Source organism: Pontibacter sp. HJ8 (assembly GCF_054824225.1).
This window is the reverse complement of sequence record NZ_JSYF01000272.1, coordinates 1-13,019: the sequence shown is the minus strand read 5'-3', so window position 1 is coordinate 13,019 and position 13,019 is coordinate 1. Positions and strand designations below refer to the sequence as shown.

The window sequence follows — 13,019 nt, the reverse complement described above, 5'->3', positions numbered from 1 at the left end:
GGAGATTCGAACTCCCACACCCGAAGGCACCACCCCCTCAAGATGGCGTGTCTACCAATTTCACCACGTGCGCAGGTAAAAGTAGGATGCAAAAGTATAGAGCAGTTATGAGATTTGCAACAATCATGCGCTATCCTGGCCATTTTTTAGGACACTCTTTTTATGCACGCAACCGACAACCCACAAAGTCAACTACTTAGGCTGTTGAGGCAAGGTATACCGGAGACCTAAAAAAGTCCTTCGCCCCTGCAGCGGAGCATAGTTATACTCCGTGTCAAAGCTATACCTGTTCGGGTTATCCACTTCCACCGCTTTATCGAAGGGATCAAACGGTCGCATGAGCGGGTGCTTTGGCAGAAAGTTGAAGAGATTCTTCACCCCGCCGTATACCTCAAGCCCTTCCCCCAACATTTTGGTCAACTGCAGGTTCTGCAAGCTAAACCAGGGAGAACGATCCGGTCTGAAATCATTTTCCTGCACCGGCAGGTACATCGGCCCCTTCACACTGCCGGTATAATCCACTGTCAGGCCGATGTTGCTGAACCGGTATGAGGCCGTAAAGGTGCCCGAAAATCGGGGAGCGTGCAGCTGCGGCACCCGCACCTCCTGCTCCTCCCCTGTCTCCTCTACCTGGTAGACATCCATCAGCGTGGCACCGGCATGGAGGCGCAACGGAAACGTGAAAGCCAGTTCCCCATTCAGCGCTATACCTTTGGAGATCGCATGCCCGCTGAGGTTGTCGTAGATGATCAGGTTGTTGTCGGTCAGGAAGTCGGCTAAGATCTTGTTGGTAAAGTAGGTATAGAAGGCTGCTCCCTCCAGGTTGAGGTAACCGCTGTTCAGGCTGATGTAGCGCTGGTAGTTGAGACTGGCGTTGTAGGATTGCTCCGGTTTGAGTTCATTCCGGACCACTACCTGGCGGGCACCAGTGAGGGCGGCATGATCTTCGGTAAAAAGATTCACTACCCGGTAGCCGTTGCCCAGGCTCAGACGAAAAATATTATCAGCATTAGGAGACCATCTGGCATTGAAGCGGGGCGAAAGAATGCTGCCATGCTGCGTATTATAATCGTAGCGAAGCCCAGTGAGCAGGGTTATTTTTTCGGAAGCTCTGTACTCGTGCTGCGCGAAGGCGCCCGGCAAGGAAGTTTGGCTCGGCTGGTTTGCTCCTAAAGAACCGTTACTACGCTGGGTGGCCGGGGTGTTGTCATCGTACCAGGTATAGCGGTAGGCAGCACCCAGCAGCAGCTTGTGCCGCGCGCCCATCTCCCTGTCCCAGACCAGTTGCCCGAAGGCTACACGCTGCTGCCCTTTGTACAGGGTGTTGCCATACGCCGCGTTCTGCAGGTGATCGTTGAAAGAATAACTCAGCACAACGTTTTCCTGCAGGGGTAACTGATAGGTTCCCAGCACCTCATAGCGCCTCGTATAGACCGATTCTCCGTAAATGCTGTCTCCGCCACGGAAAGCCGGCGTCCACTGCAACTCGCCGCCAAACCGGTCTTCGTAGTAGTAGCGGGCGGCCAGGCTGGCCACGCGGTTGTTGTTTCTGCTCAGGCTCCACTTGTTAAAAAGTGAAATCCGGTGCTGCAACGGCACATCCGTAAAGTTATCCTCGTTTACATCGCGCCTGTCGTCGAACCTGAAATAGTTTGCGCTCAGCAGGGTGGCCGCCTTTGCCCATTGCCTGCTATACCCTATATCCGTGTTCAGCTCCTTGTGAGAGGTATAGAATACATCGGCAGACAGCTTGGGCGCTGTAGCCGGACTTTTGGTAATGATGTTGATGAGGCCGGCCACCGCTTCCGAGCCGTACAGGGTGGAAGCCGGCCCTTTCACTACCTCTACCCGCTCGATGAGGCTGTTGGGTATACCGCTCAGCCCATACACGGTCGACAAGGCACTCACAAGCGGCATGCCGTCAATGAGCACCATCGTGTAAGCGCCCTCCATACCATTGATGTGGATGTCGCCGGTGCCGCATACGTTGCAATTGATCTGGGGCTGCACCCCGTTCACGATCTCCAGTGCTTCAAAAATGGCTGGCGTAGGATTTTTCTGAAAATATTGCGGCGTATAGATCTCTACCGGCACGGGCGACTCCAGCAGATATGTTTCGCGCATGGTACCGGTTACCACCACCTCGCTTAACCTGGCGTCTTGTTGCTGCAATTGTACCCGGATGGCCGTCACCTCTCCCGCTTTCACGGTCACATTTTTTTCGAAGGGCCTGAATCCTACTGCCGTTACTTTCAACAGATGCTTGCCGGCCGGGAGCAGTTGCAGTTCAAATCTGCCCCTTTCATCTGCCGTGACGCCCATGGTGGTGCCCGCTATACCTACACTGGCATAGGCTGCGGGTACGTCACCGGCCAGCACCACACCGCTTATACTCCCCTGCTGCGCCAGCACAAGCAGAGGCAGGAGCAGGCAAATTCCCGTCAGATACAGGTGTTTCATAATAGTAAATAAGGTATAATGTCTTTAATACGAGACAAACTTAAATAAATGTTTAGATTAATCTAAAAAAATAAATTAGAACAATCTAAAAACCATATAGTCTTCCCGTTGGTTGATAAGGTGTGACTGATCCGGGGGTATAGCACGGGAGGTCCGGAAGGAGAGAAATGAAAAAATATGGCTAAGTTCAGGATCACAGAAACCTTATTTAGGAAGAAAAATGTTGCTTAAGTTCTGGGGAAATAACATGAGTTTTTCTGTGGAAAAGGGGCACGAAGGATAATATTCCGGCTTTTAGTTTGAACTATTCGGAGCTTATCCCTAAATTTATACCTGTGTCCCAAACAGTCGGGATATACTTTACCACTTGCCAAGTACAGTTATATGAGCATCGAGATCAAAGGATTGTCTAAAGCGTTCGGAAAAAGAAATGTTTTGCAAGCGCTGGATTTAACTATAGAACAAGGGCAATGTTACTGCCTATTAGGTAAAAATGGGGTTGGCAAAAGTACTTTCCTGAACTGCATTCTTGATCTCATCAAGGCGGATGAAGGCACCATCAGCCTTTTCGGCAAAGATTATCTGTCCCACAACCTGGAAGTAAAGCAGGACCTCGGAGCGCTCTGCGAAGACAATCCGCTGATCGAAGAATTTACCGGTCTGGAGTATCTCAACTTCATTGCCAAGCTCTACAAACTACCGCAGCAGGAAGCAGAGCAGCGCATCAGCAGCCTGACCAACTACTTCTTCACCGACAAAGAATCGTTGCACAAGAACATTGCCGGCTACTCTACCGGTATGAAGAAAAAAGTGGGCATAGTAGCCGCTATCCTGCACAAGCCGCGTGTGCTGCTTCTGGATGAACCCTTCACAGGCCTGGATCCGATCGCCGCGCAGTTGCTGGTGCAGCTCATCCGCAATTACAGCACCCCCAACCGGGTCGTGCTGATCTCTTCGCACGACCTGAACTATGTGGAGCGTGTCGCGACGCACATTGGCGTGTTAAACGATGGCCAGCTCATGTACAACGGCACCGTGCACCAGTTTACCATGAACGGCGAGAGCCTCATCGACCAGGCCTTGTTCCAACTCCTGCTGCCGCATCATGCCACTACCGACGCCAACATCGACTGGATGTTGAATTAGTGAAAGGGTTTGTGAGTTTAGGAGTTTGAGAAATTTATCACTCCCAAACTCGGAAATTCCTAAACTCCTAAACTCAGACTATGGATTTGATCTTATACTCGTGCAAAGCGAGACTGAACAGTTACTTCCGGCAGAAGAAAGTGCAGCGTGTCCTGTTGCTGGCGCTGGGCATTGTGATCTCGGGCTTCTATGCCTGGCTGTTCTCGTTTCTGCTGCAGCAGTCGCAGGAAGGTAGCTTTGACTTTGGTGTAGAAAAAATGCTGAGTTACACCAACCTGCTGCTCCTCACCCTGATCATACTACGGGGTTTTTTCCCGGCATACATCCCGAAAGCTGATTTTATCAACCGGATATACCCTGTCCCGCCACTCAAGCGCTTCTGGACAGAGCTGGTGGTCGAACTGGTTTCGCCGTTCTACTTTGTGCTGCTCAACTTCCTGGTGCTGCTGTTCCTCATGTCGCCGGATTATAAACTGATGCACCTGGTGCAAAGCTTCCTGGTATTCCTGACAGCCCATATTACCCGCCGCACGCTTCAGCTCTTCATTGAACGCAAGATCAACTGGCGCACCAGCATGTTTGTGGGAGCAGTCGTGATGGCGGGTGCTTTCATAGCCCTGCAGGCGCGCGCGCCGATGTTTGAGCCGATCACCTCGCTGCTCATGCTGGTCGTGCACCTGGCCTCGCTGGGTTCTTTCCTGACTTCCAACTATTTTCTGGAGCAGGCAGCGTATGAACCCAAACGCAGAACCGTGAACTATAGCAGCGATGCGCGACGCAGCCTGGGCTGGAGGCTTTTCAAGAACCACAAAATGGCCAAGCAACTGCTGCTGTTCGGGTTGGGTTTTAAGCTGCTCATGCTGGGCATAGACGCCACCGTTTACATGGCCAAGGGCGTACACATGCTGGACAAGAATATCTCGTTGTGGCTCTTTGTAGGCCCGCTGGTGATCTATACCTATGTGTTCAATAATGTGTGGGGCTTTTACAAGAGTCTTTGGCTCACCACGGAACGTGCTACCGGCAACTACAAGGAATTTCTGAAAGCCAGCCTGATGCCGCTTCGCCTGCCGCTGCTGATCGATGCCGCTATCGTGTTGCTGTATGTGGCGCTGTTCAATCATGAGCAGGCAACTTTTATTCTGCTGATGTATGTATCGGCCGTTCTCGTGCTGACGCCTATCGGCATCATTTCGTCTTTCACGAGTCCGAAGATGGTGAAGGGCGGTATACTGAGCTTCAGTGCCAAAACCTCCTACCTGTACAGTATCATCTCTATCGTGCTTCTGGGCTTGCTGTTCCTGCCCTTGCTGCACCCGATCCTATACCTGGTATACCCGCTCGTGATCGGCCTGACACTCTTTGCAATGGTAGCCGTGCTGAAGGAGTATAAACAATACAAGTACAAGCTCTTTGAGACGCTGTATAAAACGGAAGTATAACTCAAAACAAAGCTCCCTTGCTGATTGACAGCAAGGGAGCTTTGTTTTAGACTGTAGTAGCAGCCGGCGAAACTTTCTGTTAATTTCCATATAGGAACTATGCATACCTGCGTTTTGTAATACAGCTAACCGCACGACCCAACCAGTAAGACCACACAGATGGAATTTGATTACGATAAATTTTTAGAAAAACTCGAGAAAAAGGCGCTCTCCAATGAAGAAGCCTCCCTGGAGATTTACCAGGAGATACGGGATGCAGAAAACCAGAAAGCTAGTTTCCTGGACCAGGCCACGGAAAACCCGGACTTCATGACCCACATCGGCAGCCAGGTAGACAGTTATATCACTTACCTGAAGGTGCTCCATAACGAACTAGCGCCACAGGGACTCACCCCGGACACGCAGGTATACCAGCAAGACAAGGACATTATTGACCGTACCATGGAACTGGTGAAAGAGCTGGAAGAAGTGGAGAAAAACCGCCTCGGCAACAGCAAAACTTCCCTGCAGCGAAGCAACCTCAACACGACCAGCGCGGATTTACTGTAGCCGGATGATAGAAATAAAAAAAGCCACCCGATCAGGAGTGGCTTTTTTTGTGATCCCGCTGGGATTCGAACCCAGGACCCATACATTAAAAGTGTATTGCTCTACCAGCTGAGCTACAGAATCGGTACTGTTTTACCCGTGTTGGGAGTGCAAAAGTAGCAGTTTTTCTTAAAAACACAAACCTTGCGCGTTTAAAACTACTACGATTGATACCTGAATCAAACGCTGCGATTCATTTTTGGTTCAATGTTTCTCAGGATCAACTTCTTAGTAACAGATATAAAAAATCATCCGTTACAAAAAAAGTAGCGTTGCTTTATGATAATCAGGTTAGAAAGTGAGCACATGCCCCTCCCGTCCGGGGCCAGTTAAACAGGCATCAGCTCACCCAGATCGATGACGTCCACTTCTATGTTGGCCTGCAATTCAAGCTGAAGGTGCATCCGGTTGGGCTTGGGCGTGATGTCCAACACCCGCACCTCTTCTACCGCTCCGCTAAGTTTCAGCCCTTTCAGTTCCAGTCCTTTTTCCAGTGCGCCGTTGGTCTTCCGCAGCTCACCCCAAATAATTTCCTGCAGGTTGACTCTTGCTTTTTGTATGATCTGGTTATACGCCACCTTATTGACCAGCACTTCCAGGGAGGAATTATAAAAACGGCTCGAAGTCCGGGATTCCATATTGAACTGCCGAACAAAGACCTGCTGTGACGCATTGTCGTAGCCTAAGTTGGCCAGCACATAAAGGTCTACCTGATCGCGTTTGAGGAGAGTGCGCAGAATGCGGATTCTGACTTTGAGGAAGATGTCGCCGGCGCCCGTACTGCTGCCGGCAAGCCCGATATCCAGTATTTGGGCGTAAGGGGATGGCTCCGCACTTTCGGTAGACTTGGGAATGAATTCTCCCACCAATTGCTTTTTCAGTACACTTTCCAGAGCGGTATAAGAGATGGACACCGGCACCTGGATCTTGACAAAGTTTTCCATAGATAAACTTTAGAGAGGCGATGGCAATACATACCTGAAACTACCTGATGTAGTTTCGGCTTGCCAATAGTAGAAATAAAAAAAGCCTCAAACACAGGTTTGAGGCTTTTGTGATCCCGCTGGGATTCGAACCCAGGACCCATACATTAAAAGTGTATTGCTCTACCAGCTGAGCTACAGAATCTTTTACTAACTTGCATTCTCAAGGGCAACTCCCTCAATCGCGTTGCAAAAGTAATAGCTATCTGATTAAATGCAAAATCTTTGGTTCAAAATATCTGGTTTTTTGCTTCTTTTTTTGGCGCTGACCACCGAACCGGTTTACAGTCAGACAGATAACAAAAGCCTTTTTAAAGCAGATTCTTTATTCAATAACCAGCAGTACGTAGAAGCCTTTGCTGTCTATGACTCTTTGTTGCAGCATCAGCAGGTATACACCCCGCAGATGCTGCTCAAAATGGCGTATATCAAGGAAGGACTGCGCGACTATACGGGTGCTATGTACTACCTGCATTTGTTTTACAAGAAGCAGCCCAGCCGGTCCGTACTCAAAAAAATGGAAGAGCTGGGGCAGGCCCACCGCCTGAGTGGCTATGAATACAACGACCTCCAGTTCTTCAAGACGCAGTTCAGCAAGCACTACATGCGCATTCTGGAGCTGATGCTGCTCGTGGCTGTGGTGACCGTCACCGTTATGTTTGTGAGCTGGCGCAAAGGCCACCGGTTTTCGGGCACTTTCAAAACCGGCTTCATCCTATACCTGCTCTTCATCCTCTACTACATCAATTTCCTGAACCTGGGCGATGAAGGCATCATCAAAAACGACCAGGTAGCGATCATGTCCGCCCCGTCGGCAGGGGCTACCTGGCTGGCCACCGCCACACAGGGGCATAAAGTACCGATTACCGGCGAGCAGGATATCTGGTATGAGATCAAGTGGAAAGGCCAGAAAGCGTATATCCGGAAAAATAACCTGCTGGAACTTCCTTGAAAAGGACACAAGACGCAGGACATAAGAAACAAGACTTTAAAACGAAAAAGGAGCTGAATGCTCCTTTTTCGTTTTCCTGAAATACACTTTGAGAAAAAGTCTTATGTCTTGAGTCTTACGTCTTGTATCTACTTTTTCAACGGCGAATCCTTCTCTTTGGCCATCACATTGTAGACCAGTTTGTCGGCCAGGCTCGGGAAGAGTTTATTCACCCATACCGCCATTTTGCCTTGCGTGGTCATCACCAGGTCCCGCTTGCGCTTGATGGTAGCTGTCAGGATCCGGTCGGCGACTTCTTCGGCACTCATCATCTTCTGCTCGTTACGCGGCGTTTCGCCCTGCTGCTGCCCGTCGGCGGCCAGGGCGGTATTGCGTATGTTGGAAGCTGTGAAGCCTGGGCAGGCAATCAAAACGTGTACGCCCGAGTGCAGCAACTCCGTACGCAGCGTCTCCAGGAAGCCGTGCATGGCAAACTTGGAAGCCGAATAGCCGGTGCGCGCGGGCAGTCCGCGGTAACCGGCGATGGAGGATATCCCGATGATCGAACCTTTGGCAGCCTGAATGTGCGGCAGTGCGAATTTGGTGCTGTACACCGTGCCCCAGAAGTTGATGTCCATTACCTTGCGCAACACATCCAGATCCAGGTCCTGGAAGAGCGCGCGCATGGAGATGCCGGCATTGTTAATGAGCACATCCAGCTTGCCATATCGGGCTACTGTTTCGGTTACCATACGCTCACAGTGGGCCTCCACGCTCACATCTGCGTTCAGGGCCAGGTTGTCTATACCTGCTGCCGTCAACTCCTGTACTGTCTGGTCGAGGTTCTGCTGGTTGCGTCCCGAGAAAGCGACCTTCGCTCCTGCTCCGCCAAATGCAAAAGCCAGAGCCTTGCCTATACCTGAGGTGCCGCCCGTGATCAGCACTACTTTATTTTTCATACCTGTCATGTCTGCTATACTACATCTCCTCTTTTAAAGAAATGCATTTACAAAACTAGTATTTCTGAGTTAAAAACAGGCAGGAATATACCAGGCCGGCGAGCACCCCGGGAAAGTAGTGCGGCAGGTATAGCTCCATGTTCGAAAGCAACTACACGCATACCTTAGAAATTACGTACATTTGCAGGTATAAAGCAGAAATAGCATGAGCAACTATACCCCATTAAGTGAGTTGGGCGAGTTTGGCCTGATCAAACTTATCAAAGACAAAGTGGAGCTGCGCCAGGAGTCTACCATTACAGGTATCGGCGACGACGCGGCTGTCCTGGAGCCGGGCGAGAAGCAGATCGTCGTGTCGAGCGACATGCTGCTGGAAGGCGTGCATTTTGACCTGACCTTCTGCCCGCTGAAGCACCTGGGCTATAAGGCTGTGGCCGTGAATGTATCCGATATCGCCGCCATGTTCGCCAAGCCGACGCAGATTACAGTGAACGTCGCATTGGGTGCCAAGTATACCGTGGAGGCGGTAGAGGAGCTGTATGAAGGTATACGGCTGGCCTGTGAGAACTACAACGTAGATCTGGTGGGCGGCGACACGACTTCTTCCCGCACCGGACTGGTGATCAGCATCACGGCCATTGGGGAGGTAGCCAAAGGGGATGCCGTGCTACGCAGCGGAGCGCAGGAAAACGACCTGATCTGTGTGACCGGAGACCTGGGCGCGGCATACCTGGGCCTGCAGATACTGGAACGCGAAAAGCAGGCGTATATGGCCAACCCGGACATGCAGCCGGAACTGGAGAACAAACAGTACATCATTGGCAGGCAGCTGCGCCCGGAAGCCCGCATGGATGTGATCCACGACATGAAGGAGCGCGACATCAAGCCTACTTCCATGATCGATGTATCAGACGGGCTGGCTTCGGAGCTGTTTCATATTTGCGCACAATCCGGCGTAGGCGCGACAATTTACAAAGACAACCTGCCGGCAGACGAGCAGATGCTGGAAACGGCCATGGAGTTCAACCTTGATCCGATCACCTGCATTTTGAATGGCGGTGAAGACTACGAACTGCTGTTCACGGTACCCCTGTCGGATTACGACAAAGTAAAGAACCACCCGGACATCAGCATCATCGGCAAGATCACCAGCAAGAGCGAGGGCATCAACCTGGCCAACAAGCACGGCCAGTCCTTCCCGCTGCAGGCCCAGGGCTGGAAGCATTTTTAGGTTTGCCCAGCAAACCAGCGTATCACGTAACACGACACATGTAGCACGATTTCGCTAATGTGTAAAGCAACAAAAAAGGAAAGCTGTATAGCTTTCCTTTTTTGTTTTTAAAGTCGTGATACTTGATACGTGCATCGTGATACCTAAATCAATCCTCCGGGAAAGGGATAAACACGAAGTTGGTGAAGCTTTCGCCGTCCACTACGAAGAGGCAGCAGAACTCATCTGGGTCTTTGTAGGCGGCAACAAAATCCTCCAACTTCTCTTCATCCACCAGCCGGTGCTTGATAAAATCCTCCAGGTACGATGCATAGATATGCCACTCCAGCGCCAGCTCTTCCTTCGCCAGAAAAAGCGAACCGATCGGGACTTCCGTGCGGGAGAAAACGAAGATTGGGTACTTGGAAATGTGGCGCTTGCGCACCTGGTACGAAGCTTCGCGCAACGTTTCAGCTACCACCACGAAATCTCTGGAGATGGTGCCGAGGTATTTGCCGTTTAATTCTGGATCGTTTTCCATATTCTTTGGAGACGTTGGATGCTAGATATTAGATATTAGATTTCTCTGTTCACTATTATGATGTCCTGAAATAACCCCTAAGTCTAACCTCTAAATACTAACGTCTACTATCTATTTAGCGGTTAACAAAACAATATTTTCAACGTGGTGCGTCTGCGGGAACATGTCTACCGGTTGCACGCGCGTTACGTCATACCGCTCAGAGAGCATCTCGAGGTCGCGGGCCTGCGTCGCCGGGTTACAGCTCACATACACGATACGGTTGGGGTGCACCTGCAGCAGCTTGGCTACCACCTTCTCGTCCATACCTGCTCTTGGCGGGTCTGTGATGACCACATCCGGCCGGCCATGGCGGGCAACCAGTTCATCCGAAAGAATATCTTTCATATCGCCGGCGTAGAATGTGGTGTTGGTGATGTCGTTTATCTGCGAGTTGATCTTGGCGTCTTCGATGGCGCTCGGCACATATTCTATACCGATCACCTCGCGGCACTGCCGGGCCACAAAGTTGGCAATGGTACCCGCTCCGGTATACAGGTCGTATACGAGCTCGTTGCCCGTCAGGCCAGCCAAGTCGCGGGTCAGCTTGTAGAGCTCGTAGGCCTGGTCGCCATTGGTCTGGTAAAAGGATTTAGGCCCGACCCGGAAGCGTATACCTTCCATTTCCTCGTGTATATACGGAAGCCCTTTGTAGCACACCACCTCCAGATCATGATAGGTTTCGTTTCCTTTGCCATTCACTACATACTGGAGCGAGGTGATCTCGGGGAACGTGGTGGCCAGGTGTTCCAGTATACCTGTCAGGGCTTCCGGATCCTCGTGGTATACCTGCAGGATCACCATCAGCTCACCCGTATTGGCAGTCCGAACAATGAGGTTGCGTAGCCAGCCCGTCATCCGGAGCTTGTCAAAGAATACCAGATCGTTTGCCCGGGCGTAATCCCGCACCGCCAGCCGGATGCTGTTGGATGGCTCCGGTTGCAGATAGCAGTTGCGGATATCCAATATCTTGTCGAAGCGACCCGGCATGTGGAAGCCCAGGGCACGGCGCTCATGCTCCTCGCCAGACTTGATCTGCTCGTTGGTCAGCCAGCCGTAGTTGGAGAAGGTAAACTCCAGTTTGTTGCGGTAAAACTTATCTTTGGCAGAGCCCAGAATCGGGTCAATGGCCGGAAGCGCTACTTTACCGATGCGCTCCAGGTTGTCCTGTACCTGCTTCTGCTTGTAGTAGAGCTGTGTGTCGTAACCGATGTGCTGCCACTTGCAGCCACCGCATGTCCCGAAGTGCTCACAAAAAGGCTGTACGCGCACATCAGAATAAGCATGGAACCGGACAGCCTCCGCCTCCATAAAACTTTTCTTTTTGCGGGTGATGCGCAGGTCTACCACGTCGCCGGGTGCTACGCCGCCCACAAATACCACCATGTTTTCGTGGCGGGCCAGGCATTTGCCTTCGGCTACCATCTCCTCTATCCGGATGTTTTCGAGTATCTCGAAATTGGTCTTCTTCTTAGTCTTTCTCACGATGCTGCAAAATTAACTAAAAATCGGGAGACGCGGGAATATGCGTGCTGTATGTCATTTCGAACAAAGCGAGAAATCTGAATTATTTCACGGCCTACACAATACTCCGGTTTCTATGAGCATTCGAAATGACAAGAATTCTATAGCAGTGCCGGATTCCCTCATTAATCACACAAAAGAGCCGCTCCTATTTCAGAAGCGGCTCTTTCCTTAATTCTAAATGAAATTCAGATTAATACGGCCTGGCCTCATGTGATCTGCTTTGAGCGTCTTCCACGCCCTGCTCTCCGGTCACGTTGCCCATTGGCCCGTCCATACCTTTGTCCATCTTCTTCATCTGCTGCGTAACCTGGTCTATGCGTTCGCGCACCAGGCGGCCATAGTCTTTGTCAGCCTGCGTGAAATGATCCAGCATTCTTTCCTGGATGCGAGGATCGCATTTGGCCAGGTCGTTGCCCAGGTTGTTGATCAACTCCTCTCGCTCCCAATCCTCAAAGTTGCGGAATGTCTCACCGGCCTGTTTAAAAGGATTGGCCCGCTCAATGGGCTGGCGTACCAGGTTGGCTTCGTAACGCGGCGTATATTCTTTTGCAGGCTTGGCAGCTTCGCTCAGGCCGCCGAGTACGGAGGGCTCGTAGTTCACGTGGATGTTCTGCCCTTCTGCAAAGTCTGTGTCGAAAGCCATCTGGCCGCCGCGCTGGTTGGTGGCTACGTGCGTTTTGGGTGCATTGATGGGCAGCTGCAGGTAGTTGGCGCCGATACGGTAGCGCTGCGTGTCAGAGTACGAGAAGGTACGCCCCTGCAGCATTTTATCGTCCGAGAAGTCAAGCCCATCTATCAGCACACCTGTTCCAAATGCCGCCAGTTCTACCTCGTTAAAGAAATCTACTGGGTTACGGTTCAGCGTCATTTTGCCTACTGGGTACCACGGGAACTGCTCTTTCGGCCATAGCTTGGTATCATCCAACGGATCAAAATCCAGTTCAGGATGGTCATCATCGGTCATAATCTGCACGTTCAGTTCCCACTCCGGAAAATCGCCTCGCTCAATGGCTTCATACAAGTCTTGCGTGCCATGGTTGAAGTTCTTTCCCTGTATTTCCTGTGCTTCTTTCTGGGTAAGGTTGCGGATGCCTTGTAGTGGCTCCCAGTGGTATTTTACAAGCACAGCCTCGCCATCAGCATTTACCCACTTGTAGGTATTGACACCGGAACCCTGCATCTGTCTGTAGTTG

At 51.2% G+C, this 13,019-nt stretch carries 11 protein-coding genes and 2 tRNA genes; 5 read left to right on the top strand and 8 right to left on the bottom strand.

The annotated features are described in order from the left end of the window. Window positions 1-192 precede the first annotated feature (192 nt). Window positions 193-2,460, bottom strand: a complete 2,268-nt coding sequence (locus tag OB13_RS12660; protein ID WP_461490532.1) for a TonB-dependent receptor — start codon at window positions 2,458-2,460, stop codon at window positions 193-195. Between the two features lie 384 nt (window positions 2,461-2,844). Here OB13_RS12660 and OB13_RS12655 point away from each other — a divergent pair, with 384 nt between their 5' ends. From OB13_RS12655 to OB13_RS12645, 3 genes are all read left to right on the top strand, one after another. Continuing rightward, complete coding sequence (locus tag OB13_RS12655; protein WP_461490531.1) at window positions 2,845-3,606, top strand: ABC transporter ATP-binding protein; 762 nt, start codon at window positions 2,845-2,847, stop codon at window positions 3,604-3,606. Between the two features lie 80 nt (window positions 3,607-3,686). Next, window positions 3,687-5,048, top strand: coding sequence for a hypothetical protein (locus tag OB13_RS12650; RefSeq protein ID WP_461490530.1), 1,362 nt, complete (start codon window positions 3,687-3,689; stop codon window positions 5,046-5,048). Window positions 5,049-5,207: 159 nt separating this feature from the next. Next, window positions 5,208-5,597, top strand: a complete 390-nt coding sequence (locus OB13_RS12645; RefSeq protein WP_461490529.1) for a hypothetical protein — start codon at window positions 5,208-5,210, stop codon at window positions 5,595-5,597. A gap of 50 nt (window positions 5,598-5,647) precedes the next feature. Here the strand turns inward: OB13_RS12645 and OB13_RS12640 are convergent. The 3 genes from OB13_RS12640 to OB13_RS12630 all read right to left on the bottom strand — a co-directional run bounded on the left by OB13_RS12640 (window position 5,648) and on the right by OB13_RS12630 (window position 6,764). Beyond that, window positions 5,648-5,720 (bottom strand) — tRNA-Lys (locus OB13_RS12640). A gap of 245 nt (window positions 5,721-5,965) precedes the next feature. After that, window positions 5,966-6,580 (bottom strand): DUF4403 family protein, encoded by a 615-nt coding sequence (locus OB13_RS12635; protein WP_461490528.1) that lies wholly within the window; start codon window positions 6,578-6,580, stop codon window positions 5,966-5,968. Window positions 6,581-6,691: 111 nt separating this feature from the next. Then, window positions 6,692-6,764 (bottom strand) — tRNA-Lys (locus OB13_RS12630). Between the two features lie 102 nt (window positions 6,765-6,866). Between OB13_RS12630 and OB13_RS12625 the strand changes: the two genes are divergently transcribed. Then, a complete protein-coding gene (locus OB13_RS12625) occupies window positions 6,867-7,571 on the top strand; it encodes an SH3 domain-containing protein (RefSeq protein WP_461490527.1) in 705 nt (234 codons plus the stop codon). Between the two features lie 128 nt (window positions 7,572-7,699). On the opposite strand, the gene OB13_RS12620 is transcribed toward OB13_RS12625, so the two are convergent. Next, a complete protein-coding gene (locus OB13_RS12620) occupies window positions 7,700-8,509 on the bottom strand; it encodes an SDR family oxidoreductase (RefSeq protein WP_461490526.1) in 810 nt (269 codons plus the stop codon). Between the two features lie 205 nt (window positions 8,510-8,714). Between OB13_RS12620 and thiL the strand changes: the two genes are divergently transcribed. Further along, window positions 8,715-9,740 (top strand): thiamine-phosphate kinase, encoded by a 1,026-nt coding sequence (gene thiL / locus OB13_RS12615; protein ID WP_461490525.1) that lies wholly within the window; start codon window positions 8,715-8,717, stop codon window positions 9,738-9,740. Window positions 9,741-9,888: 148 nt separating this feature from the next. Here the strand turns inward: thiL and OB13_RS12610 are convergent, their stop codons facing one another. The 3 genes from OB13_RS12610 to OB13_RS12600 form a co-directional block, all read right to left on the bottom strand. Further along, window positions 9,889-10,260, bottom strand: coding sequence for a hypothetical protein (locus OB13_RS12610; RefSeq protein ID WP_461490524.1), 372 nt, complete (start codon window positions 10,258-10,260; stop codon window positions 9,889-9,891). A gap of 111 nt (window positions 10,261-10,371) precedes the next feature. Next, complete coding sequence (gene rlmD / locus OB13_RS12605) at window positions 10,372-11,784, bottom strand: 23S rRNA (uracil(1939)-C(5))-methyltransferase RlmD (RefSeq protein WP_461490523.1); 1,413 nt, start codon at window positions 11,782-11,784, stop codon at window positions 10,372-10,374. Window positions 11,785-12,016: 232 nt separating this feature from the next. Next, the coding region (locus OB13_RS12600; RefSeq protein WP_461490522.1) for a catalase at window positions 12,017-13,019 on the bottom strand (1,003 nt) is incomplete at its 5' end.

Bases quoted from the DNA above. Each gene is read 5' to 3' on its own strand.
- OB13_RS12660 (WP_461490532.1), bottom strand. From the start codon at position 2,460: ATGAAACACCTGTATCTGACGGGAATTTGCCTGCTCCTGCCTCTGCTT.
- OB13_RS12655 (WP_461490531.1), top strand. From the start codon at position 2,845: ATGAGCATCGAGATCAAAGGATTGTCTAAAGCGTTCGGAAAAAGAAAT.
- OB13_RS12650 (WP_461490530.1), top strand. From the start codon at position 3,687: ATGGATTTGATCTTATACTCGTGCAAAGCGAGACTGAACAGTTACTTC.
- OB13_RS12645 (WP_461490529.1), top strand. From the start codon at position 5,208: ATGGAATTTGATTACGATAAATTTTTAGAAAAACTCGAGAAAAAGGCG.
- OB13_RS12635 (WP_461490528.1), bottom strand. From the start codon at position 6,580: ATGGAAAACTTTGTCAAGATCCAGGTGCCGGTGTCCATCTCTTATACC.
- OB13_RS12620 (WP_461490526.1), bottom strand. From the start codon at position 8,509: ATGAAAAATAAAGTAGTGCTGATCACGGGCGGCACCTCAGGTATAGGC.
- thiL (WP_461490525.1), top strand. From the start codon at position 8,715: ATGAGCAACTATACCCCATTAAGTGAGTTGGGCGAGTTTGGCCTGATC.
- OB13_RS12610 (WP_461490524.1), bottom strand. From the start codon at position 10,260: ATGGAAAACGATCCAGAATTAAACGGCAAATACCTCGGCACCATCTCC.